We start from the raw sequence: 22741 nt of genomic DNA, 5'->3' as shown, positions 1-22741 counted from the left end.
GGCCGGGTCCGACCCGACCCGACCCCACCCGCCCCGTCCCGGAGGGAGCCGCACCATGCGCGCAGCCGTACTGCACGAGATCGGCCAGGACAAACTGGAGGTCCTCGACGACGTCGAGGCGGTGGGCTTCGGCCCGGGCAGGGTGCGGATCCGGGTGCGGGCCACCGGCCTGTGCCACTCCGACGTCTCCGCCATGAGCGGCGTCCTGCCGCAGCCCGCGCCCTTCATCCCCGGCCACGAGGGCGCCGGCGAGATCCTCGACGTCGGCGACGGCGTCACCGGACTGAGCGCCGGACAGCGGGTCCTGCTCTGCTGGCTGCCCGCCTGCGGCGCCTGCGCCGCCTGCAGGCGCGGCCAGACCCAGCTCTGTCTCGCCGGCTTCATGAACGCCGGCACCCCCAACTTCAAGCGCCCCGGCGGGGACGTCTTCGGCTTCGCCGGCACCGGCACCTTCACCGAGGAGGTCGTCGTCGACGCCGGCTGCGCCGTCCCCATCCCGGACGACGTGCCCTTCGACATCGCCGCCCTCATCGGCTGCGGCGTGACCACCGGCCTCGGCGCCGCCATCAACACCGCCAAGGTGGAGGCGGGTTCCTCGGTCGCCGTCATCGGCTGCGGCGGCGTCGGCGTCTCCGCCATCCAGGGCGCCCGGCTCCAGGGCGCCGCCCAGATCGTCGCCGTCGACCCCGTCGAGTCCCGCCGCGAGGCCGCCCTCCGCTTCGGCGCCACCGAGGCCGTCGCCCCCGAGGCCCTGGCCGACGCCAAGCAGCGGATCACCGCCGGAGAGGGCTTCGACTACGTCTTCGAGGTCGTCGGCAAGTCCGCCACCGCGCGCACCGCCTACGAGACGACCCGCCGCGGCGGCACCCTCTGCGTCGTCGGCGCCGGTGCCATGGACGACAACCTCCAGCTCAACATGTTCGAGCTGTTCTTCGACGAGAAGCGGATCCTGCCCTCCATGTACGGCGGCGGGGACGTGCTCCGGTCCTACGAGCGGGCCATCGCGCTCTGGCGGGCCGGCCGCATCGACCTGGAGTCGCTGATCACCCACCGGGTCCCGCTGGCGAACGTCAACGAGGCCCTGGAACAGATGCGGACCGGCACCTCCCTGCGCACCTGCGTCGAGATCTGACGCACCCGCACCGAGACCTGCCGTCCCCGCACCGAGACCTGCCGTCCCCGCACCGAGATCTGAGAGGACCCCCGTCATGTCACTGCCTCTTGAGGGGCTCAGCGCGATCGTCACCGGCGCCGGGCGCGGGCTCGGCCGCGCCGAGGCGCTCGAACTGGCCCGGCTCGGCGCCGCCGTCGTCGTCAACGACTACGGACAGCCCGGCCGGGACGGCTCCGGGGAGGCGTCGGCCACCCCCGCCGAGGAGGTGGCCGCCGAGATCACCGCCGCCGGCGGCCGGGCCGTCGCCCACCTCGGCGACATCTCCGACTTCGAGACCGCGCGGGCCCTGGTCGACCTGGCCGTCGCCGAGTTCGGCAAGCTCGACGTCCTGGTCAACAACGCGGGCATCCTGCGCGACCGGATGGTCTTCTCGATGAGCGAGGACGAGTGGGACTCGGTCGTCCGCGTCCACCTCAAGGGCCACTTCAACACCACCCGCTTCGCGGCCGCGCACTGGCGCGGCCGGTCCAAGGCGGGGGAGAGCGGCGTCTACGGCCGGATCGTCAACACCTCCTCCGAGGCGTTCCTGGCCGGCTCCGCCGGACAGCCCAACTACGCCGCCGCCAAGGGCGGGATCGTCGGCCTGACCACCTCGTCGGCGCTCGCCCTCGCCCGGTACGGCGTGACCGTCAACGCCATCTGCCCGCGCGCCCGCACCCGCATGACGGAGGACGTCTTCGCCGGCTTCGCCGAGCCGGCCGCCGAGGACGGGCTCGACCCGCTGTCGCCCGAGCACGTGGCGCCGCTGGTCGGCTACCTCGCCTCCCCGGCCGCCGCCCGGGTCAACGGACAGCTGCTCGTCGTCCACGGCGGGATGGTCGCGGTCGTCGAACGGCCCCGGGTGGCGGCCAAGTTCGACACCGCCAAGGAGGTCTTCGGCTTCGAGGAGCTCGACGGGCTGCTCACCCCGTACTTCGCCGAGCGCCCGCCGAACGAGACCTTCGCGGCCGCCGAGGTGCTGGGCCTGAAGAAGGGCTGATCCCCGGCCCCGGGGGCGGGGACGGCGAAGGGCCCCGGGGGAGCGGATCCCCCGGGGCCCTTCGCCCCGTGCGCGCGGTCCGGTCTAGCCGTCGCCCTCGCGCCGGTGCCGGCCGTGCGGGGCGGAGGAGGGCTCCTCCGCCGGCGCGGCCGGGCCGCGGTGCCGTCCGGCACCCGTGTTCCGCGACTGCTGCGACTCCTGCGCCGTCTCCGTGCTGTCGTCCGCCATGGTCGTACTCACCCCGTTGACTTGCTCGTGCTGTGCCGTGTTGCGGCGGTGAGTCTAACCAGCGGGTTTACGGTCGGTCAGGGGCGCCTGCTGGAGCGGCACCGGCCGGCACGCGCGCGGCCGCGCGTCCCCGTCTCCGTCGCCGGCGTGTCCTTCGGGGCCAGGGCCCGGCTCCGGCCCGGGCTCCTCCGGCACCGGACCGGGCTCCTCCGGCACCGAGAGGCCGGCCAGCGCGCACGGCAGCTCCTGAGTCGAACACGGCAGCCGCAGCACGCCCTCCGGCGACCACGCCCCGGCCCCCGCCACCCACCCGGGCGGCGCCGCCACCTGGTGCATCCGCCGCCCCGAGGGCCGCCACAGCCCCACCCAGCTGCCGGCCGCCGCGTCGATCCGCAGCGCGACCCCGCAGCTCTCCGGCATCAGCACCTGTCCCGGCTGGACCGCGAAGGGCGTCACCGCCGCGTCGTCCAGCCGCAGGCAGTCCGGGAACCGCACCGGCAGCAGGCTCCCCAGCACCCCCCAGCCCAGCCGCTCGTGCCCCGGCGACGGCGCGTCCGAGCGGATCAGCAGCAGCCCGCTGTCCGGGTCCGCGAGCAGCAGCCGGTCGTCGCTCGCCTCGGTGATCTGGAGCAGCGGAGACACCTCGCCGCCCCGCTCCAGGTCCACCGCCACCGTCTTCACCGGCCCGTCGCCGAGCCGCCGGTCCAGGGCCAGTATCCGGCCCGTACGGTCGAGCCAGACCCCGCCCGCGCAGCGGCCCGGGAGCTCCGCGACCCGTTCCGGGCCGAAGGCGCCGCCCGCCACCAGCCAGAGCGTGGTGGACTCCGGGCCGATGTGACGCGCGTAGGCGCAGATGCCGTCCGGGGACGGCGGCAGCAGCTCCACCGGCCCCGGGCCGGGGGCCTCCACCGAACCGAGCCGCAGCTCACCGGTGCCGGGGCCGGTCGGGTAGAGCAGCGAGAAGGTGTGCCGCCGCCCGTCCACCCGGCGGCACACCAGGACCCGCCCGTCGGCGAGCGGCAGCAGCTGCGCGTCCGGCTCCTCCGGCTGGTCCAGGGGGAGCGGCACGGCGTACGGCTCCGGCCCGTCGAGGGTCCAGCGCTCCGCGTACAGGGCGTCCCCGGAACCCGCGAGCCTGGCCGCGTACGCGCCGTTCGCCGTGATCGCGAAGCCCGCCGGGGGGCTGACGGCCGTCCCCTCGTGGTCGCCGTCCTCGGCCGTGGTCTCGATGGCACACGCTGTCATCGACTCGTCACCTCCGGCCACGAAGCTAGTTTTCGCACTTCCAGCCGAACAACACGACCCCGCCCACTTCACACATAAGGGTGGCGGTGCGCCGGTTCGATTGAGCGGAGGGGGGCGGTTGTGCTGACGGGACCAGAGGTACGTAAGGTAAGGCGAACCTAAGCGGATCCTGTGGCTCCGCCGCGGAACCCCGCACCACCGCTCCACCCCGCCGTCCGCCATCGAAGAGGAGCCCTCCCGATGTCCCTCCGCCGCCGCGGCACCGCCGCCGTCGTCGCCCTCGCCGCCGCGCTCTCCCTCGCGGCCTGCGGAGGCGGCGACGACTCGTCCGACGCCTCCAAGAAGGAGGACACGGCGAAGAAGAAGGACGTCGCCACCGGCGGCAAGGACTTCGGCGACGCCGCCGCCAAGACCGCCGCCCTGGGCACCGACGCCGCGCCGGGCCAGTTCCCCCGCACCCTCACCCACGCGATGGGCAAGAGCGAGCTCAAGGCCGCCCCGAAGCGGGTCGTCGTCCTCGACGTCGGCGAGCTCGACAACGTCGTCTCGCTCGGCGTCCAGCCCGTCGGCTACGCCCCCTCCGAGGGCGACGACGGCATCCCCGGCTACCTCGCCAAGGACGCCGGCAGCCCCAAGTCGGTCGGCACCATCAACAACCTCAACCTGGAGGCCATCGCCAACCTCCAGCCCGACCTCATCCTCGGCAGCCAGCTGCGCGCCGCCGACAAGTACGACGAGCTGTCGAAGATCGCGCCGACCGTCTTCTCCATCCGCCCGGGCTTCACCTGGAAGGAGAACTACCTCCTCAACGCCGCCGCGCTCGACAAGACCGCCGAGGCGAAGGAGAAGCTCGGCGCGTACGAGGCCAAGGCCGAGCAGCTCGGCACCGACGTCGGCACGAACAAGCCGACCATCTCGATGGTCCGCTACCTCCCGGGCAAGATCCGCCTCTACGCGAAGGCGTCGTTCATCGGCACCATCCTGGAGGACGCCGGCCTGCCCCGGCCGAAGAACCAGCAGATCGACGAGCTGGCCGCCGAGATCAGCCCCGAGAAGATCGACCAGGCCGACGCCGACTGGATCTTCACCGGCGTCTACGGCGACGCCAAGGCGACCAAGAAGGACGCCGCCCAGGGCAACCCCCTCTGGAAGAACCTGGAGGCCGTCAAGGCCGGCCGGGCCAAGGACGTCCCGGACGAGACCTGGTACCTCGGCCTCGGCGTCACCGCGGCGAACAGCGTCCTCGACGACCTGCGCGCCGACCTGGTGAAGAAGTAGCGGCCCGGCCCCCGGGTCGCCCACGGGCCAGGACGGCGGGGCACGGAGGACAGGTAGCCTTTCCTCCGTGCCCCGTCTCTCTGAAGTCATCGCCGAGCTCGACGCCCTCTGGCCGCCCGAGCGGGCCGAGTCGTGGGACGCCGTCGGCACCGTCTGCGGCGATCCCGACGCGGAGATCGGCCGCGTGCTCTTCGCCGTCGACCCCGTCCAGGAGACCGCGGACGAGGCCGTCGCCCTCGGCGCCGACCTGATCGTCACCCACCACCCCCTCTACCTGCGGGGGACCACGACGGTCGCGGCCGGCCACTTCAAGGGCCGCGTCGTGCACACCCTGATCAAGCACGACATCGCCCTGCACGTCGCGCACACCAACGCCGACACCGCCGACCCCGGCGTCTCCGACGCCCTGGCCGGCGCCCTCGGCCTGCGCGTCACCGGACCCCTCGTCCCCGAGAACGGCCTCGGCCGGATCTGCGAGCTCGACCACCCCGAGACCCTCGCCGAGTTCGCCGCCCGCGCCGCGAAGCGGCTCCCCGCGACCGCGCAGGGCGTCCGGGTCGCCGGCGACCCGGACATGACCGTCCGCCGCGTCGCCGTCAGCGGCGGCTCCGGCGACAGCCTCTTCGACGCCGTGCGCGCCGCCGGGGTGGACGCCTTCCTCACCGCGGACCTGCGCCACCACCCCGTCTCCGAGGCCACCCAGCACTCACCGCTCGGCCTCGTCGACGCCGCCCACTGGGCCACCGAACGGCCCTGGTGCGAGCTGGCCGCCGCCCAGCTCGACACGATCTCCGACCGTCACGGCTGGGACCTCCGCGTCCACGTCTCGACGACGGTCACCGACCCCTGGTCCTCCCACCACACCTCTCCTGGAGCCCCCAACTGAACGCCGCGCCCGCCGACCAGATCCGCCTCCTCGACGTCCAGGCCCTGGACGTCCGCCTCCAGCAGCTCGCCCACAAGCGCAAGGCGCTGCCGGAGCACGCGGAGATCGAGGCGCTGACCAAGGACCTCACCCAGCTGCGCGCCCTGCTCGTCGCCGCGCAGACCGAGGAGAGCGACTGCGCCCGCGAGCAGACCAAGGCCGAGCAGGACGTCGACCAGGTCCGCCAGCGCGCCGCCCGCGACCAGCAGCGGCTCGACTCCGGCGCCGTCTCCTCCCCGAAGGACCTGGAGAACCTCCAGCGCGAGATCACCTCGCTCGCCAAGCGCCAGGGCGACCTGGAGGAGGTCGTCCTGGAGGTCATGGAGCGCCGCGAGTCCGCCCAGGAGCGCGTCAGCGAGCTGACCGGGCGCACCGAGGCCGTCCAGGCCAAGGTCGACGACGCCACCGGCCGCCGGGACACGGCCCAGGCCGGTCTCGACGAGGAGGCCGCCACCGTCGCCAAGGAGCGCGAGGTCGTCGCCGGCACCGTCCCGGCGGACCTCCTCAAGCTGTACGACAAGCTCCGCGAGCAGCAGGGCGGCGTCGGCGCGGCCCGCCTCTACCAGCGCAAGTGCGAGGGCTGCCACATCGAGCTCAACATCACCGAGCTGAACGAGGTCCGGGCCGCCGCGAAGGACACGGTCCTGCGCTGCGAGAACTGCCGCCGGATCCTGGTCCGGACGGCGGAGTCCGGCCTGTAATGCGCGAGCTCGTGGTCGAGGCGGACGGCGGCTCCCGGGGCAACCCCGGGCCCGCCGGCTACGGCGCCGTCGTCCTCGACCCGGCCACGGGCGAGACGCTCGCGGAGGCCGCCGAGTACATCGGCGTCGCGACGAACAACGTCGCCGAGTACAAGGGCCTCATCGCGGGCCTCCGCGCCGCCCTGGACCTGGCGCCCGACGCCACGGTCCGGGTCAGGATGGACTCCAAGCTCGTCGTGGAGCAGATGTCCGGCCGCTGGAAGATCAAGCACCCGGACATGAAGCCCCTGGCGGCGGAGGCGGCCCGCGCCTTCCCCCGGGACCGCGTCCGCTACGAGTGGATCCCCCGCGAGCGCAACAAGCACGCCGACCGGCTCGCCAACGAGGCGATGGACGCGGGCCGGCGCGGCGAGCAGTGGGCCCCGCGCGACCTCTCCGCCGCCCGCGCCGCCGCGGCCCTCCCCCCGTCGGGCCCGCCCGGCGACGCGACGGCGGGCGCGGCCCGCGCCCGCGCGGCCCTGACGGGCGCGGGTGCCGCCCCCGTCGCCGCCCCCGCTGCGGGCGATCGTTCCGCAGGGCGTGGCGGTACCCCCTCCGGGGGAGGGTGGGCACAGCCCCCGGTGCCGGGCACCGCCCCCCAGGGCCCGCCCGCCGCCGAGCCCGTACCCGCCGAGCCCGCGCCGGCGGAGCCCGCACCCGCAGGCCCCGCGCCCGCGAGTCCCGCCCCCGCCCGCGCCGCGGGCCCCCCGCCGGACATGGCCGCCCCCGCCACCTTCGTCCTCCTCCGGCACGGGGAGACCGCGCTCACTCCCGAGAAGCGGTTCTCGGGCAGCGGCGGGAGCGACCCCGGGCTGTCCGAGGCCGGCCGCCGCCAGGCCGCCGCCGTCGCCGACGCCCTCGCCGCGCGCGGCACGATCCAGCACGTCGTCAGCTCCCCGCTCACCCGCTGCCGCCAGACCGCCGAGACCGTCGCCGCCCGCCTCGGGCTCGACGTCGTGATCGAACCGGGGCTGCGCGAGACCGACTTCGGCGCCTGGGAGGGCCTCACCTTCGGCGAGGTCCGCGAGCGGTACCCGGCGGACATGGACGCCTGGCTCGCCTCCCCGAAGGCCGCCCCGACCGGCGGCGGCGAGAGCTTCACCGCCGTGGCCCGCCGCGTGGCCGCCGCCCGCGACCGGCTGGCCGCCGCCCACGCGGGCCGCACGGTCCTCCTCGTCAGCCACGTCACGCCCATCAAGACCCTGGTCAGGCTGGCGCTCGGCGCCCCGCCGGAGTCGCTGTTCAAGATGGAGCTGTCCGCCGCCTCGCTCTCCGCCGTCGCCTACTACGCCGACGGCAACGCGTCCGTACGCCTCCTCAACGACACCTCGCACCTCAGACGCTGAAAGCCGTCAAACCGGTGGCGGCGGCGGGGGGACCCGTACCACCATCCCCGTATGACCTGGCACTTCACCACCGACCCGGCCACCTTCCGGGCCGCCGCCCGCGCGCACCTCGCCGCCGATCCGGCCCGCAACACCGCCGTGCTGACCATGATGGACGGCGCTGAGCTCCTCGGCTGGTGGACCGGTCCGGACGGGACCGTGGCCGGCGTCCTCGCCGGGTCCCCGCCCCCCGCCCTCACCTTCGGCGCGGTGCCCGTGGAGGCCGCCGCCGCGCTGGTCCTGCCGGACGGCGCGGAACCGGCCACGCTGCGCGGGGAGACGGCGGCCGTGGAGGCGTACGCCGGTGCCACCGGCCTCTCCTGGGAACCCGCCATGGGCATCCGGCTCTTCCGGCTCGGCGAGCTCACCCCCCAGGACCCCGCTCCGGCCGGGCGCTCCCGGCCCGGCGGCACGGCGGACCTCCCCCTGCTGTGCGACTGGACCGCCGACTTCGCCGCCGTCCACCGCTACGAACCGCAGGACGACTACACGGACTTCCTCACCGAGCGGATCGCCGAGGGCCGCCTCCACGTCTGGGAGGCCCCCGACGGCCGCCCCGTGGCGATGGCCGCCGTCTCCCGCGTCATCGAGGGCCAGGCCCGCGTCCACCTCGTCTACACCGCGCCCGCCGAGCGCGGCCGGGGCCACGCCGCCGGCGTCACCACCGCCGCCACCCGCGCCGCCCTCGCCTCCGGCGCCGCGCAGGTCCTGCTCTTCACCGACCTCGCCAACCCCACCAGCAACGCCCTCTACCGGCGCCTCGGCTACCGCCCGGTGGCCGACCACCTCGGAGTGCGCTTCACGCCCCGGGCGTAGGCACCCGCAGCCCCGCCGCCTCCCGCGCCAGGGCCTCCACCCGGCCCCAGTCGCGGGCGGCGAGCGCGTCCGGCGGCAGCATCCAGGTGCCGCCGACGCAGGCCACGTTCGGCAGGGCGAGGTAGGAGGGGGCGGAGGCGGCCGAGACACCGCCCGTCGGACAGAAACGCGCCTGTGGCAGCGGACCCGCCAGGGACCTCAGGTACGGGACGCCGCCCGCCGCCCGGGCCGGGAAGAACTTCAGCTCCGTGACGCCCTCCTCCAGGAGGGCCAGCGCCTCGGACGCGGTCGAGACGCCCGGCAGGAACGGCACGCCCGACTCCCGCAGCGCCCCGAGCAGCCGCCCCGAACACCCCGGGCTCACCAGGAACCGCGCCCCGGCCCGCACCGCGTCGGCGGCACCGGCCGCCGAGACCACCGTCCCCGCGCCGACCACCGCCTCCGGCACCTCGGCCGCGACCGCCCGCACCGCGTCGAGCGCGGCGGGGGTGCGCAGGGTGATCTCGATCAGCGGCAGGCCGCCCGCCACCAGGGCCCGCGCCAGCGGCACGGCGTCGGCGGCGTCCTCGACCACCACGACGGGGACGACGGGGACGTGCGGGGCGAGCGCGAAGGGACCGGGGGTGCGGGGCATGAGCTCATCCTGACCGGCACCACCAGTCCACGCAATGGCCGTTGCGCAGCACGCAACGGACGGTCAGTGGATCTCGTCCACCAGCACGTCCAGCGCCCCCGCCTTCGCGCCCGTCTCCACGACGTACCCGAGGTCCCGCAGCGCCTCCACCAGCTCCGCCGGCGTGCCGGGGGATGCGCCCGCCTCCAGCAGGGCGCGGACGATCCGGCCCTTGGTCGCCTTGTTGAAGTGGCTGACCACCTTCCGGGTCGGCGCGTGCAGCACCCGTACCGTCGCCGTCCGCGCCGCCACCTCGCCCCTGGGCCTCCACGCCGTCGCGTACGCCGCCGAGCGCAGGTCGAGCACCAGCCCGTCCCCGGCCGCCTCCGGCAGCACCGTGGCCATGGCGCCCCGCCAGTGCGTGCCCAGCGCGCCGAGCCCCGGCAGCCTCACCCCCATCGAGCAGCGGTACGACGGGATCCGGTCCGTCACCCGCACCGCGCCCCACAGTCCGGAGAAGACCAGCAGCGAGGCACCCGCGCGCTCGCGGGCCGCCGCGTCCAGCGTGGCCAGGCCCAGCGCGTCGTACAGCACGCCGGTGTAGACCTCCCCGGCCGGCCGGGCGCCCGCCGTGCGCAGTTCGACGTTCTTGGCGACCTCGCCGCGCAGCCCCTCGCTCAGGCCCAGCACCTCGCGCGCCTTCTCCTCGTCGGCGGCGCACAGCTCGACCAGCTCGTCCAGGACCGCGGCCCGCGCCTCCGCGAGCCCCGGCAGCGACAGCGACTCCGGCTTGAGCGGCGCCCCGGACCCGGAGGGCGCCTTGCCTTCGGAGGGCGGCAGCAGCACGAGCACGGTGGTTCTCCTTCATACGGACCGGTGAGGGGGATGCGGCCCCGGAAGCCAGCGTACGAGGTCCCGGCCCCGAGCCCGGCCGGCCCGTCCTGCCCCTCGCCGCCCCGTCTCACTCGGCTCACGCCGCTCCCGTCCGCCTCCGCCCCCCCGATGTGCCGCGCCCAGGCCCCGGCCCGCCCGGGCCCGCCCCGCCCGGCTCACGCCTCCCTCTCGTTCGCCCGGGCCCGCCCCGCCCGGCCGGCTCCCGCCTCCGTCCTCGACCCCGCCCCACGACGTGCGGTGTCCCCGCCCCACGAACGACGTGCCGCGCCCCCCCACCCCCCATCCCACGAACGACGCGCCGCGCCCCAATCCCCCGCCCCCCGCCCACGACGTGCCGCGTCCCGCCCCCCGCCCTACGCTCGGTTCCATGCCCCGCCGCCACATTCACGTGACCGGCGCAGCCGAGGCTCCGCTGCGGGCCGCCCTGCGCGCACTCCGTACCGAGCTCGCGGTGCCCGAGGGCTTCCCGCCCGCCGCGCTCGCCGAGGCCGAGGCGGCCGCGAAGAACCCCCGCCTCCCCGCGTACGACGCCACCGACCTGCCCTTCCTCACCATCGACCCGCCCACCTCCACCGACCTCGACCAGGCCATGCACCTGGCCCGGCGGGCCGACGGCGGCTACCGCGTGCACTACGCCATCGCCGACGTCGCCGCCTTCGTCGCACCCGGCGGGCCGCTCGACGCCGAGGCCCACCGGCGGGTCCTCACCCTCTACTTCCCCGACGGCAAGGTCCCCCTCCACCCGCCGGTCCTCTCCGAGGGCGCCGCCAGCCTGCTGCCCGGCGAGCCCCGCCCCGCCCTCCTGTGGCGGATCGACCTCGACGCCGAGGGCCGCAGGGTCGCCACCGACCTGCGCCGCGCCCTCGTCCGCAGCCGCGCCAAGCTCGACTACGCCACCGTCCAGCGGCGGATCGACTCCGGCACCGCCGAGGAACCCCTCGCCCTGCTCCGCGACATCGGCCGGCTCCGCGAGGAGCGGGAGATCGAACGCGGCGGGATCTCCCTCGACGTCCCCGAACAGGAGATCGTCGAGGTCCCCGGCGACCACACCTACACCCTCGCCTACCGCGCCCCCGTCCCCGCCGAGGGCTGGAACGCCCAGATCTCCCTGCTCACCGGCATGGCCGCCGCCGACCTGATGACCGCCGCCGGCACCGGCATCCTGCGCACCCTGCCGACCGCCCCCGACGGGGCCGTCGCCCGGCTGCGCCGCTCCGCCGAGGCCCTCGGCGTCGCCTGGCCGCACCACGTGCCGTACGCGGAGGTGGTCAGGAACGCCGACCCCACCGACCCGCGCCAGGCCGCCTTCCTCCAGGAGTGCACCACCCTGCTGCGCGGCGCCGGCTACACCGTCTTCACCGACGGGAAGCTGCCCGAGCCGGCGGTGCACGCGGCCGTCGCCGACGAGTACACCCACTGCACGGCGCCGCTGCGCCGGCTCGTCGACCGGTACGCCTCCGAGCTGTGCCTGGCGGCGGTCGCCGGGACCGAGCCGCCCGAGTGGGCGCGGGCCGCGCTGCCCGGCCTGCCCGACACCATGGCGGCCGGTTCGCGCCGGGCCAACACCGTGGAGCGGGAGAGCGTCGACATCGTGGAGGCGGCGCTGCTCTCCGGCCGGGTCGGGGAACTCTTCGACGCGTACGTGATCGACGTCAAGGAGCGCGAGCCGTCCGTCGGCACCGTCCACCTCGACGCCCCGGCGATCGTCGCCCGGGTCGAGGGCGGCACCGCCGCGCTGCCGCTGGGGGAGTGGCTGCGGGTCAGGCTGTCGGAAGCGGATCCTGGCCGGGCGAAGGTGCTGTTCGCGCCCGCGTGACGGCGACGGCGTCGCGGACCGCCCCGTACAGCGCCTTCGGGTCGTCCGCGTGCAGCCGGACGGTCGTCACCCGCCGGACCTTCCCGAGCAGCCCGACCACGTCCACCGGTTCGGTCAGCTCCAGCGTCACGGAGGTCTGCGACCCGACCGCGAGGTTCAGCTCGCCGTCCCTCTTCTCGTGGGTGAAACGGTTCTCGCGGCGGACGGCCGCGATCCGGTCCAGCGGGACGGACACGTCCACGTGGGCTGCCTGCCGGGCCCTCAGCCGCCCGTCGCCCAGGACGTGCGGCCGGGTCACGGAGGCGGCGTGCAGCCCCAGGACGAAGAGGACCGTGTAGACGTCCAGGACGAGGACGACCGCGTGCACCACGGGCAGGCCGGCCAGCAGCCACGACATGCCGGCGGTCTCGACGAGGCAGACGAAGGCGAAGCCGTACATGAGGGCGGCCTGGTCCCGGGCGTGCGGGAACACGCCCGCCGCCCCCTCGGTCCCGTGCGGCCGCCGCGCGACCCACCGCCCGAGGGCCGCCATCAGCCTCAGCTCGTGCCCGATCAGCCGCAGCACCCGCTCCGGTACGAGCTCCGCCAGCGCCTCCCGCCGCGAGAGCCCCCGCCGCCGCAGCCGCACCCACACGACCGCCTCGGCGGCCAGCAGCCCGGCCATGACCAGCTCCGCGCCGGCCACCGCCGCCCCCGGTATCCGCACCCCGCCGAGCAGCAGCGCGAAGAGCACCAGCTCGGCGGGGAGCGCCGCGTAGGCGACCGCCCGCAGCGCCCGCGGCACCGCCCCCCGCTCACGCCCCGCCATGCCCATCCCCATCCCCTTCCCGTTCCGGTCGTGCCGCCACCAGCTCCATCGCCCGCCGCACGGCCGCCGCCTGGGCCGGGGCGAGATCGGCGAAGAAGACGTCGGCGAGCCCGCCCGCCCCCTCCACCGGCAGATCGAAGCCGCCGATCCCGTCCGGCAGCACTCCGGCGAGCGCCCGCGCGGCCTCCTCGACCCGCGGATCGTCCGGCCCGGCGTCGACGAGCGCGTCGAGCAGTCCGTACACGTGCCCGGCGCTGCCCGCGACCTCGTGCATGAGCCCCATCAGCCGGGCGCGCTCCGCCTCGGGCACGACGGTGTCGAGCAGGGCGAGGATCTCCCGGTCCTTCACGGCCATCGGCGAGTCCGGCAGCTCGCCGACCCCCGCGAGCAGCGCGGCCAGCTCCGGCGACACGGGCCCCTCGGCGGTGAGCCGCCCGGCCCGCGCCGCGTCGAGCAGCCCGGCCAGCCGCGCCCGCCGCTCCCGGACGAGCGCCTCCTGCCGGGCGAGGTCGGCGTCCAGCTCCTCCAGCACCTCCACGAGCTCCCGCCCCGCGTCGTCGGCCAGCACGTCCCGCACCTCGTCGAGGCCGAGCCCCAGCTCGGTCAGCCGCCGCACGCGGGCGAGCAGCACCGCGTCCCGGATGCCGTACTCCCGGTAGCCGTTGGCCAGCCGGGCGGGCTCGGGCAGCAGCCCCAGGTGGTGGTAGTGCCGCACCGCCCGGGGAGTGACCCCGACGAGCGCGGCGATCTCGCCGATGCGCATGCCCCCCAGTAGAAACCCTGACGTCGCGACAAGGTCAAGCCCCGCCCTCCCGCCAGGTAGCATGGTCGGCACGGCAGACGAGCCGGGCGGGCGGCCGCGTGGAGATCCCCGGATCTCCCCGAGGAACGTCCGGGCTCCACAGAGCAGGGTGGTGGCTAACGGCCACCCGGGGTGACCCGCGGGACAGTGCCACAGAAAACAGACCGCCGGGGGCCTCGGCCCACGGTAAGGGTGAAACGGTGGTGTAAGAGACCACCAGCGCCTGAGGTGACTCAGGCGGCTAGGTAAACCCCACCCGGAGCAAGGTCAAGAGGGGACACCCCGGTGTCCCTGCGCGAATGATCGAGGGCTGCTCGCCCGAGTTCGCGGGTAGACCGCACGAGGCCGGTGGCAACGCCGGCCCTAGATGGATGGCCGTCACCCCGACGACCGCGAGGTCCCGGGGCACAGAACCCGGCGTACAGCCCGACTCGTCTGCCCCTCAGGCTTCTGACCTGCGATACCGCAGGTCAGGGGCCTTTTCTCGTCCCATCGTGGAATCGGGGGCGTCGGCCGGGCCGAGGAGCCTTCCGCGCTGTGTGCCTACGGAAAGGTCCGGCGTCAGGGCACCGGAGGCTTCCGATGTCTGCCGGTCCCGGGGCCGGGCTTCGGTGACCCCTCAGGAGCGGCGGCGGCTCCGGCGTGGGGAAACAGGACGCGCCGTGCTTCCGCGAGGTTCGCCGCGAAGCCGTGCGGCTCCCACAGATGGCCGTTCCACCGCTGGATCGCACGGGGCGCATCGGGGTTCAGATGCGATGCCCTCGGGCCGTCGCCGGTGACGAGGGGGACGGCGCGGAGCTGCCCGATCCTCGCGTCGCGACGCTCGGCCCACTGGGAGAGCGGTTCGTCGTCCATGTCCGGAGCGTAGTGGGTCAGGTGATCCGGTGCTCCCATCGCAGGGAAGGGGTCCCGTCGATCCAGTACCGGTGGGACGTGGGCGTCACGCGGAGCCGTACGGAGTCGATCTCCGGCGCCCCGGCGTCCTGCCAGGCGGCGAGGGAACGTTCCACGTCGTCCCACAAGGCCACCGGACCACCTTGGCGGACGGTCCAGTTCTGGTCGGCGACGAGGAACTCGGCGAACGACTCCTTCGCCGGATCGAACAGGTACCGCAAGGGCGACCCGTCACCGCCCGTCGCGCGCACGAACTGGGCGCCGGGCGCCGCCAACTGGGCGAGGAAGGCGGGCATCCACTCCTCCAGGACATGAGGAGACACCTTCGTGCGCCGCTCACCGTCCGCGTACGCGGTCCGGGCGGAGAGATCGCCGGCCACGGGGGCCACGGCCTGGGCCCGTGCCTGCATGAACGAGGAGCGCCCGACGATCGAGCCCTCGGCGGTGCCGTCCTCACCGACTGCCAGTTTCGCGAGGCCGGTTCCCCACGGCCACGAGCCGACCGTGCCGAGGACAACGCCCCCGGGCCTCGTCTGCCTGATCCACGCGTACGGGATGCGGCGGACCGCGCAGGTGGCGACGACCCGGTCGTACGGTGCCCGGTGCGGGTGGCCGAGGAGCCCGTCGCCCGTCACGGTCCACGTCGAGAAGCCGGCGGCTTCGAGAGCGGCATCGGCGCGCGCGGCCACCTGTGCGTCGACCTCGACCGTGGTGACGTTGTCCTCGCCGAGGTAGTGGCACATCAGGGCGGTGGAGTAGCCCGTGCCCGTGCCGATCTCCAGGACCCGGTGGCCCGCCGCGAGGTCCAGGGTCTCGATCATGCCGACGACGGTGGCCGGGTCGGTCGAGGAGGACGTGGGCACGCCCACGACGGGTCCGTCGGCCTGGTCGGCGGTGAGGTGCCCGTCGAGCTGGGTGGTGAGGGTGGCTGCGCTGTATGCGATCTTCAGCCACTCGTCCGGATTCGTGTCGGTGGCGGTGACGGGCCGCCAGGTCAGCCCCTCGTCCAGGAAGACTCCTGGACGGAGGAACCGCTCGCGGGGGACGGACTCGACGGCCTCACGCAGCCAGGGGGATTTCAGGACCCCTTCCTTCACGAGAACGGTCGCCATGCGGCGTCGCTCGGATGCCGGGTCGGTCATCGGCGATCTCCCTGTGCGAGTAGGTCGGCGAAGGCAGCGGACATCGGGAGGCCAGTCTCGGTCTCCAGCCACCCCCACTGTCCGTTGGGATTCAGTTCCAGCCACCAGTAGTCCCCCGCCCGGTCGACCGCGAGGTCGAAGCTTCCCGACACCAGATCCAGCCGGTCCAGGTAGGCATGCAGTCCCTTGGCCACCCGGTCGGGAAGGTGTTCCACGGTGTAGGTCAGGGCGCTGTAGTCCTTGCGCCAGTCCAGGAGGCCGGAGTCGATGCGTACGGCGAACACATGCCGGCCCACGAGCAGCACCCGAACGTCGGCGACCTTGTCCACGCGGGCCTGGAACAGGTGGGGCGCGACCCGCACGCTGTCGTCGATCTCCTCGGGCGCGACGGGGGCAGCCCACCCCGTCACCGGTACGCCATCACGCGTGTAGGGGGTCCATCGCAGCGTCTTGAAGATCGCCTGCCCCTGAGCCCGGACGAACTCGCGGGCCTCGTCCGGGTCGTTGGTGACAAGGGTGGGAGGGACGGTGAAGCCGAGTTGCTGGGCGAGAACGAGCTGCGCGGGCTTGTAGTCGGCTGCGGCAACGCGCAGGGGGTGGTTGACCCAGAGCGGGCCGCCCAGGGCGTAGAGGGTGCCCCCCAATCCGTAGCGGACCTGCGCCGCCGCGAACCGGGAGTCGTCAGCGGACAGGTGGGGAAACGTGGGCCATTCCGGGCGGCGCCAGTACACCGACCGGACCTGGGTCACGTCAGCGGTTCTCGACGGGGTGCGCACCTGCCCGGCCACCGGGGCCGGGCAGGTGCCGAACCGAGCCGAGACCGTGAGGTTTTCGCCGATGTCGGCGGGGTTGAACCGGACCACCGGCACATGGCGCCGGTTGAGTGCGGTGATCACCATGTCGGCGGTGACGTCGTCCGCCTCGGTGGCCACCAGAACCGGCCTCTCCTCGGTCATGGTCATCAGTCCTGCGTGCTGTCCTGGTCGTGACCCTGGTCGTTCCGGGAGTCCGAGTTCGTCGTCGTGGAGGTCTCGGTGCCGGAGCTGGTGCCGTGCTTGCCCCTCTCGACCACCTGCCCGACGCGGTCGCGGAACACCCCGAGCTGCGTCGTGGGGTCGATGGTGACCGTGGCGTGGGGTCGGCGGATGACCGCCGGGTAGGGCGCGAGTCGGCCCGCACCCCACGGGCGTGTGGGGGAGGGGAGTGCAACAGAGGTGGTCATGAGACTCCTTGTGTTGAAGGGTGTGGTGCGGGAATGCGTCTGCGCCAGGGGGCGCGGACGGCCATCTGTGGGCCGCGGCTCAGGGGCGAGCGGCCTGGATGTTGTCGGCCGCGGTCGTCCACTCGACTCCGGACGCGGGCCGGATGTGCGCAATGCGGACCGTGCCGTGGCTGTGGAGCTCGTGTGTGACGGCGACGAGCACGCCCTCCCCACACGAGGCGATGTCACGGACAAGCGTGTCCAGGAGCGGGTGGTGCTCGTGGCCGTCGGAACCGACGGGGTTCACTCCTCCGGCTCCTGCCGGGCCTCGACGCGGCGCATGAACTTCTCCCAGCCGCCGGCCGCTCGCACCCGAAGAGCCCGGCTCGGCGCACCCGGCCGGGGCTCCGGCGGCGTGTACGTGCGGCCACTGGCGCCAGGGTTCCTGCGGGGCGGTCCGGAGGTCGTCACTCGGTCGCTCCTCTCCGTGGGGAGCCGCCCGGAGGGTCCTTCGACCTCAGAGCGGCGTGTGACCAGTCAACGACGATCCGTTACCTTCTCCCAGAGCGGACCTCGCGCAATACCCGGGCGTTTTCCAGGCGTTGGCGCGTGGTGGGTACGAGTGCGTGAAAGGGTTCTCGCGAGGGGAGACCTATGACGTCGAGGCGAAGGCACTTTGCGGAACGGCGCGCGGCCCGGGGTTACTCTCAGGAGGAATTCGCAGAAGCGCTCTCGGTGGCCGCGTCCACCGTGGTCCGTTGGGAAAGCGGTCGCGCCACCCCGCGTCCTCATCAACGGCCGAAGATCGCAGGGCTGTTGGGAGTGACCCTCCCCGAGCTGGAAGCCCTTCTCTCCGACGAACAGCCGGCCGAGCCGGCCGGGCTCTCCGCTGTTCCACCCCTCCTCCATGGTGATGATGACGACATGAAGCGCCGCGAAGTCCTGGGTCTGCTCGCCGTTACGGGTGCGCTGGTCGCTCTTCCCGGCCCCGGTGAGACCGGCCGAGGGCGGGCAGTGTCGACGCTCTTGGAGACAGGGGACGCCCTGCACCGCAGCCTCTGGCAGGTCTACGCGCTGTCGGACTCCAAGCAGGTCGTCTTCCCTGCGGTGCGCGCGCAACTCGATGTGGTGGCGAAGGGGTTGACCGAGACCCGTACTGCTGTGGACCGGTTCCGACTGTGCCGGATGACGGCCGACGTCTACCAGCTCGTCGGTGAGCTGTTCTTCGACGCCAACCGGTACACCGACGCCGCGCAGTGCTACACGCTGGCCGCCAACGCGGCCTACACCGGTGGCGACCACGACCTGTGGGCCTGTGCCATGACCCGCCACGCGTACGTCGAGCTGTACGCGCGCCGCGCGCACGCTGCCCAACCCCTGCTGGCGGCAGCTTTCCGCATCGCCCGGCGGGGCGACGACACTCTCTCCACCCGTCACTGGGTCGCGGCCGTCCAGGCGCAGGCGTACGCGGCCGTGGGTGATCTCGACGCCTGCAAGCGGGCTCTGGACGAAGCCGAGAAAGTGCACGCCCTCGAAGGCGCTCACTCCCACAACGGCGGCTGGCTCCGCTTCGACGGCTCCCGCCTGGCAGAGGAGAGAGGGGCCTGCTACCTCCAACTGGGCCGCCCCGATCTCGCCGAGGAAGCGCTCACCGCAGCCCTTGCCCAACCCCTGTCCCTGCGTCGCCGCGCTGCCGTTCTGAGCGATCTCGCCGTGCTCGGGGCGCACAGGCGGGACGTCGACCAGGTGGTGCACTACGCGGAGCAGGCACTCGGCCTGGCCGACCGGTCGAATTCGGGATTCATCGGCAAGAAGCTGGACGGGCTTCGGGGACGTCTTGCCCCGCTCATGGCCGATGACCGAGTCTCGACCCTTGATCACCGAATCGCGGCGCTTCCGCGCACCGCATGACGAGAGGGACACGCGCATGAATGACGGCCGGATCTTCCGCGAGGCGTGGATCGACGGTGTGAACAAGCACTACCCCGGCGAGCCGAAGCCCGGCTACGTCACGCCGTGGGACGAGACGCCCGAATGGGAGCGCGAGGCCGCCGCTGCCGTCTGCCGGCAGGTGCGCGACTTCATCGAGGTCAGCGGCGGGCACGCGGCCCGGCTCACCCGCGAGCAGAAGGGCCGATTCGTCGCGATCTGCTGGACCGCCCAGATGTTCAGGCACTTCGAGGACCCGAAGCCCGGATATGTCGCCGACTGGTCCGACCTGCCGGTCTGGCAGCGGGAGACGGACGCGGACATCTTCGAACGCATCGAGGGGACCGTCTGAATCTCAGGAGCGGCGACGTCCCCGCGGGGCCCTTTCGCATGCTCGTGCGCGGTTCTTCCTTCCTGGCAACCGGCCCTTGCCGCGCCGGGTTTGGGTGGGGCGCTATCGTCTGCGTGCGCCGGAGGAGGGTGGGGGACGTGTGGGATCTGGGGGACGGCGACCCGACGGAGATCGGGTCGTTCCGGCTGGTCGCGCGGCTGGGGAGCGGGGGGATGGGGACCGTCTACCTCGCCACCCAGGACGGGCGGGACGGGCACGTCGCCGTCAAGACGATCAGGAGCGAGTACGCGCAGGAGGACGGCTTCCGGCGGCGGTTCACCCGGGAGGCCGCGGCGGCCGGCTCGGTGCGGAGCCCGTACACCGTGCGGGTGGTCGGGTTCGACACGCGGGCGCGTGAGCCCTGGCTCGCCACCGAGTACGTGGAGGGGCTCTCGCTCCGCGACCACGTGCGGCTGCACGGGCCCCTGGGGTCGGCCGAGGCGGTCGAGATGGGGCTCGGGCTCTCCTTCGGGCTGGCCTCCATCCACCGGGCCGGGCTCGTCCACCGGGACCTCAAGCCGGCGAACGTGCTGCTCGCCGGCGGCGGGCCCAAGATCATCGACTTCGGCCTCGCCTACGCCACGGACTTCAGCCACGCCACCCAGTCCGGCGCGGTCCTCGGCACGCCCGGCTACTTCTCCCCGGAGCAGGTGCAGGGACTGCCGGTCAGCGCCGCCTCCGACGTCTTCGCCCTCGGCGCCGTCCTGACCTTCGCCGCCTCCGGCGACCACGCCTTCCGTGGCGTCACGCCCGTCACCGCGCAGTACCACGTGGTCCACGAGGAACCCCGGCTCACGGACGTGCCCGAGGAGCTGCGGGAGCTCATCGCCGCCTGTATGCGGAAGGACCCGCAGGAGCGGCCGCCCCTGAGCGACGTCCTCGCCCACCTGACCACCCTGCGGTCCTACGGGCACAAGGAGACTGCCGCGGCCTTCCGGCGGTCGCCCCGGCCGCGGCTGAGGAGGGCGAAGGCCGGCGAGGTCACCGAGGCCGCTCCCGCGCGCCCCGGCCGCGCCGGGAACCGGGCCGTGCTCGGCGCCTCGGCCGTCCTCCTGCTGGTCGCCGGAGCCGCCGCCGGGGTGTGGTTCTCACCCGGGCGGGCCGCGCCTGCCGACCCGGCCCCGGAGGCCTCCGGGGCCGGGACGTGGAGCACCCCGACGCCGGTCGACACCCCGTCGGAGCCCCCGGGAGGCATCGACCCCCGCAACTGGACCCTGGTCGAGTCGCTCCACTACGACCCCGACACCCGGCGCTGCGCGCTGGACGAGGGGCTGCGCGTGGACACCAGGACCCCGGGCTTCGACCTCTCGGTGGCCGCCGGGGGGTACCGGCACGGCTATCCCACCCGGGCGGTCGTCACGGTCACCCTCGACCCCGAGCAGATCGGCGACTTCGGGGGTCCCGTCGTCCTCCTGAAGCCGCCCGGCGGGGAGGCGATCGTCTCGCTGAAGGTCCCGGCCGGCCGGAGCAGCTGGTCCTTCCGCTGGCCCGAGGTCCTGAAGGAGGCGTCGGCCGCCGAGCTGCCGGAGCGGTACGAGGAGACGGACCCTGAGCTGTTCCGGGGCCCCTACACGGTGACGCTCGTCCACTACTCCGTCCTGGCCTGCGACGGCTTCATGGGCGATCCCCGGGGTGCGGCGGCGGCCGGCGGGCGCTGACCCGCCCTCCCCTCAGATCAGCACCTCCACCGTCCAGTGCGGCTCGCGGTCGTCCGTGCGGATGACGACCGGTTTCGGGGCGGGGGAGGGGTCCTCGAAGAGGTCGCGGCCGAGGGCGAGGCCGTTCTGGGTGATGACGTACGTGCCGGTGGTGAGGGTGGCGAGGGAGCGTACGGGCGTGATGCCGTCGGGGGTGACGCGCTGGAGGCGCCACACCGAGGCGGGGGAGGCGTCGGGGCGGACCAGGGCCTGGGCGCGGTCGGTGCCGGGGGCGATGACGGTGTCCTCGGTGCCCTTGACGGTGAGGCGGTGGCCGCCGTCCGCCTCGCCGAGCGCCCATTCGGCGGCGCGGGGTCCGTCGGCGGGGAAGGCGGCCAGCCTCCCCTCGTGGACCCCGACCGGGGCCCCCTTCGCGTACAGCCTGACGATCCGGTCGTGCTCCGACATCGCTCCTCCAGCGGGGAAGGGGGGTCTGGTGCCCCCGATACTGCCCGGGGCGGCCGCCCGGCCGCCGGAGGCCGCCGCGGGGGCGTCGCGGGGCTCGCCCGACTGGCCCATCCCCGGCGCGGGAGCGGGGCACGGGGCCGTCCGGCGGGTACGGCTGGGCCATGACCCTTCCTGAGGACCGGCTCAGCGAGCCCGCCGTGCGCGCCTTCGTCACCGCGCTGAACGCCAACGACCGCGACGCCTTCTTCGGCGTCCTCGCCCCCGGGGCGACCATGTCCGACGACGGGTCCGAGCGGGACCCGGGGGAGTGGACCGAGCGGGAGGTCTTCTCGTCGCACGGGCGGATGGTGGTGGAGAGCGAGGACGACGACGGGCTCGTCCTCGTCGCCACCTACAGCAACGACACGTGGGGGTCCATGCGGACGGACTGGCGGTTCACCGTGGAGGACGGGAAGGTCGTCCGCTTCGAGACCGGGCAGGCCGCCGCGGAGTAGCCCGTCAGCCGCGGCCGACGTACGGCATCGTCGTCGCCATCACCGTGGCGAACTGCACGTTCGCCTCCAGCGGCAGGGCCGCCATGTGGACGACCGTCGCCGCCACGTCCGCCGCGGCCATCACCGGCTCCGCCGCCAGCTCGCCGTTGGCCTGGAGGATGCCGGTCCGCATGCGGGCCGTCATGTCGGTGGCCGCGTTGCCGATGTCGATCTGGCCGCAGGCGATGCGGTACGGACGCCCGTCCAGCGACAGGGACTTCGTCAGGCCCGTCATCGCGTGCTTCGTCGCCGTGTACGCGATCGAGTGCGGGCGCGGCACGTGGGCGGAGATCGAGCCGTTGTTGATGATGCGGCCGCCCTGGGGGTCCTGCTCCTTCATGGCCCGGAAGGCGGCCTGGGCGCAGAGGAAGGCGCCGGTGAGGTTGACGTCGACGACCGCGCGCCAGGTGTCGTAGGACAGCTCCTCGACGGGGGTGCCGCCGCCCGCGAACGTACCGGCGTTGTTGAAGAGCAGGTCGACGCGGCCGAAGCGGTCGCGGACCGCGTCGAAGAGGGCCGCCACCTCCTCCGGTGACGTCACGTCCGTCGGGACGCACACCGTCCGGCCTGCGGCCGGGCCCTGCGCCGTCTCCTCCAGGGGCGCGAGCCGCCGGCCGGCCAGGGCCACCGACCAGCCCGCCTCCGCGAGGGCCCGCGCCACGCTCCGGCCGATGCCCGAACCCGCTCCCGTCACCACTGCGACGCCCATGCCGAATCCACCTTCCAGCTTCGTGTCGCCCCCGGCCGGGCAGCGTACGCCAGACGCGTGCCCCATGAACTCATCCGTCCGACACGTGGATGACCTGTCCCCGACAATGCGATGTCGCCCCCGCCCCCTCGAAT

At 74.1% G+C, this 22741-nt stretch carries 25 protein-coding genes and 1 other RNA gene; 13 read left to right on the top strand and 13 right to left on the bottom strand.

Features of this window, described 5'->3' with window-relative positions:
* Positions 1-55: 55 nt before the first annotated feature.
* Together ACF1ED_RS13105 and ACF1ED_RS13100 are read left to right on the top strand one after the other, a co-directional pair.
* Positions 56-1132, top strand: coding sequence for a Zn-dependent alcohol dehydrogenase (locus ACF1ED_RS13105; RefSeq protein WP_391759615.1), 1077 nt, complete (start codon positions 56-58; stop codon positions 1130-1132).
* A gap of 76 nt (positions 1133-1208) precedes the next feature.
* On the top strand, positions 1209-2153 hold the full coding sequence (locus ACF1ED_RS13100; RefSeq protein WP_391759613.1) for a 3-oxoacyl-ACP reductase: 945 nt from the start codon (positions 1209-1211) through the stop codon (positions 2151-2153).
* Between the two features lie 84 nt (positions 2154-2237).
* On the opposite strand, the gene ACF1ED_RS13095 is transcribed toward ACF1ED_RS13100, so the two are convergent.
* Positions 2238-2381, bottom strand: coding sequence for a hypothetical protein (locus tag ACF1ED_RS13095; RefSeq protein WP_391759611.1), 144 nt, complete (start codon positions 2379-2381; stop codon positions 2238-2240).
* 54 nt (positions 2382-2435) lie between these two features.
* Positions 2436-3626, bottom strand: coding sequence for a hypothetical protein (locus ACF1ED_RS13090; RefSeq protein WP_391759609.1), 1191 nt, complete (start codon positions 3624-3626; stop codon positions 2436-2438).
* Between the two features lie 240 nt (positions 3627-3866).
* Here ACF1ED_RS13090 and ACF1ED_RS13085 point away from each other — a divergent pair, with 240 nt between their 5' ends.
* The 5 genes from ACF1ED_RS13085 to ACF1ED_RS13065 all read left to right on the top strand — a co-directional run bounded on the left by ACF1ED_RS13085 (position 3867) and on the right by ACF1ED_RS13065 (position 8770).
* Entirely contained in the window at positions 3867-4904 is a 1038-nt protein-coding gene (locus tag ACF1ED_RS13085) for an ABC transporter substrate-binding protein (protein ID WP_391759607.1), read from the top strand.
* Positions 4905-4971: 67 nt separating this feature from the next.
* A complete protein-coding gene (locus tag ACF1ED_RS13080; protein ID WP_391759605.1) occupies positions 4972-5790 on the top strand; it encodes a Nif3-like dinuclear metal center hexameric protein in 819 nt (272 codons plus the stop codon).
* Positions 5787-6530, top strand: a complete 744-nt coding sequence (locus ACF1ED_RS13075; protein ID WP_391759778.1) for a zinc ribbon domain-containing protein — start codon at positions 5787-5789, stop codon at positions 6528-6530. Before ACF1ED_RS13080 ends, ACF1ED_RS13075 begins: the two co-directional genes overlap by 4 nt.
* Complete coding sequence (locus ACF1ED_RS13070; RefSeq protein ID WP_391759603.1) at positions 6530-7915, top strand: bifunctional RNase H/acid phosphatase; 1386 nt, start codon at positions 6530-6532, stop codon at positions 7913-7915. Before ACF1ED_RS13075 ends, ACF1ED_RS13070 begins: the two co-directional genes overlap by 1 nt.
* Positions 7916-7966: 51 nt before the next feature.
* Positions 7967-8770, top strand: a complete 804-nt coding sequence (locus ACF1ED_RS13065) for a GNAT family N-acetyltransferase (protein ID WP_391759601.1) — start codon at positions 7967-7969, stop codon at positions 8768-8770.
* On the opposite strand, the gene eda is transcribed toward ACF1ED_RS13065, so the two are convergent.
* Both eda and yaaA read right to left on the bottom strand, forming a co-directional pair.
* Complete coding sequence (gene eda, locus ACF1ED_RS13060) at positions 8754-9404, bottom strand: bifunctional 4-hydroxy-2-oxoglutarate aldolase/2-dehydro-3-deoxy-phosphogluconate aldolase (RefSeq protein WP_391759599.1); 651 nt, start codon at positions 9402-9404, stop codon at positions 8754-8756. The genes ACF1ED_RS13065 and eda overlap by 17 nt on opposite strands.
* Before the next feature lie 63 nt (positions 9405-9467).
* Positions 9468-10235 (bottom strand): peroxide stress protein YaaA, encoded by a 768-nt coding sequence (yaaA, locus tag ACF1ED_RS13055; protein ID WP_391759597.1) that lies wholly within the window; start codon positions 10233-10235, stop codon positions 9468-9470.
* A gap of 409 nt (positions 10236-10644) precedes the next feature.
* Here yaaA and ACF1ED_RS13050 point away from each other — a divergent pair, with 409 nt between their 5' ends.
* Positions 10645-12093: an RNB domain-containing ribonuclease gene (locus ACF1ED_RS13050; RefSeq protein WP_391759595.1), complete on the top strand. Its 1449-nt coding sequence runs from the start codon at positions 10645-10647 to the stop codon at positions 12091-12093.
* Here ACF1ED_RS13050 and ACF1ED_RS13045 read toward each other — a convergent pair.
* Both ACF1ED_RS13045 and ACF1ED_RS13040 read right to left on the bottom strand, forming a co-directional pair.
* Complete coding sequence (locus ACF1ED_RS13045; RefSeq protein WP_391759593.1) at positions 12038-12901, bottom strand: hypothetical protein; 864 nt, start codon at positions 12899-12901, stop codon at positions 12038-12040. The genes ACF1ED_RS13050 and ACF1ED_RS13045 overlap by 56 nt on opposite strands.
* Positions 12888-13664, bottom strand: a complete 777-nt coding sequence (locus ACF1ED_RS13040; RefSeq protein WP_391759591.1) for a MerR family transcriptional regulator — start codon at positions 13662-13664, stop codon at positions 12888-12890. The genes ACF1ED_RS13045 and ACF1ED_RS13040 overlap by 14 nt, the downstream gene beginning before the upstream one ends.
* A 78-nt stretch (positions 13665-13742) precedes the next feature.
* Here ACF1ED_RS13040 and rnpB point away from each other — a divergent pair.
* An RNA gene (rnpB, locus tag ACF1ED_RS13035) (RNase P RNA component class A) lies at positions 13743-14141 on the top strand.
* A 123-nt stretch (positions 14142-14264) separates the two neighbouring features.
* Here the strand turns inward: rnpB and ACF1ED_RS13030 are convergent.
* From ACF1ED_RS13030 to ACF1ED_RS13010, 5 genes are all read right to left on the bottom strand, one after another.
* Positions 14265-14558: a DUF6087 family protein gene (locus tag ACF1ED_RS13030; protein WP_391759589.1), complete on the bottom strand. Its 294-nt coding sequence runs from the start codon at positions 14556-14558 to the stop codon at positions 14265-14267.
* Positions 14559-14575: 17 nt separating this feature from the next.
* Positions 14576-15739 carry an ATP-grasp peptide maturase system methyltransferase gene (gene tgmC / locus ACF1ED_RS13025; protein ID WP_391759587.1) on the bottom strand — a complete coding sequence of 388 codons (1164 nt, stop codon included), beginning with the start codon at positions 15737-15739 and terminating at the stop codon, positions 14576-14578.
* Positions 15736-16695, bottom strand: coding sequence for an ATP-grasp ribosomal peptide maturase (gene tgmB / locus ACF1ED_RS13020; protein ID WP_391759776.1), 960 nt, complete (start codon positions 16693-16695; stop codon positions 15736-15738). Before tgmB ends, tgmC begins: the two co-directional genes overlap by 4 nt.
* Positions 16696-16700: 5 nt before the next feature.
* Entirely contained in the window at positions 16701-16961 is a 261-nt protein-coding gene (gene tgmA, locus ACF1ED_RS13015; protein WP_391759585.1) for a putative ATP-grasp-modified RiPP, read from the bottom strand.
* Positions 16962-17040: 79 nt separating this feature from the next.
* Positions 17041-17247: a hypothetical protein gene (locus ACF1ED_RS13010; RefSeq protein ID WP_391759583.1), complete on the bottom strand. Its 207-nt coding sequence runs from the start codon at positions 17245-17247 to the stop codon at positions 17041-17043.
* Positions 17248-17594: 347 nt separating this feature from the next.
* On the opposite strand from ACF1ED_RS13010, the gene ACF1ED_RS13005 reads away from it, so the two are divergent.
* The 3 genes from ACF1ED_RS13005 to ACF1ED_RS12995 all read left to right on the top strand — a co-directional run bounded on the left by ACF1ED_RS13005 (position 17595) and on the right by ACF1ED_RS12995 (position 20918).
* On the top strand, positions 17595-18851 hold the full coding sequence (locus ACF1ED_RS13005) for a multiprotein-bridging factor 1 family protein (protein ID WP_391759581.1): 1257 nt from the start codon (positions 17595-17597) through the stop codon (positions 18849-18851).
* Positions 18852-18867: 16 nt separating this feature from the next.
* Positions 18868-19221, top strand: coding sequence for a hypothetical protein (locus ACF1ED_RS13000; protein WP_391759579.1), 354 nt, complete (start codon positions 18868-18870; stop codon positions 19219-19221).
* Positions 19222-19358: 137 nt separating this feature from the next.
* Positions 19359-20918, top strand: coding sequence for a serine/threonine-protein kinase (locus ACF1ED_RS12995; RefSeq protein WP_391759577.1), 1560 nt, complete (start codon positions 19359-19361; stop codon positions 20916-20918).
* Positions 20919-20930: 12 nt separating this feature from the next.
* Here ACF1ED_RS12995 and ACF1ED_RS12990 read toward each other — a convergent pair whose 3' ends face one another.
* Positions 20931-21365 (bottom strand): hypothetical protein, encoded by a 435-nt coding sequence (locus tag ACF1ED_RS12990; RefSeq protein ID WP_391759575.1) that lies wholly within the window; start codon positions 21363-21365, stop codon positions 20931-20933.
* A gap of 161 nt (positions 21366-21526) precedes the next feature.
* Between ACF1ED_RS12990 and ACF1ED_RS12985 the strand changes: the two genes are divergently transcribed.
* On the top strand, positions 21527-21859 hold the full coding sequence (locus ACF1ED_RS12985; protein WP_391759573.1) for a nuclear transport factor 2 family protein: 333 nt from the start codon (positions 21527-21529) through the stop codon (positions 21857-21859).
* A 4-nt stretch (positions 21860-21863) separates the two neighbouring features.
* Here ACF1ED_RS12985 and ACF1ED_RS12980 read toward each other — a convergent pair whose 3' ends face one another.
* Entirely contained in the window at positions 21864-22607 is a 744-nt protein-coding gene (locus ACF1ED_RS12980; protein WP_391759571.1) for an SDR family oxidoreductase, read from the bottom strand.
* Positions 22608-22741 lie beyond the last annotated feature (134 nt).

The organism is Streptomyces sp. NPDC014656 (assembly GCF_043084305.1).
Lineage (GTDB): Bacteria > Actinomycetota > Actinomycetes > Streptomycetales > Streptomycetaceae > Streptomyces.
Note: the sequence above shows the minus strand (reverse complement) of the source record. Positions and strands in the feature narration are given on the sequence as shown.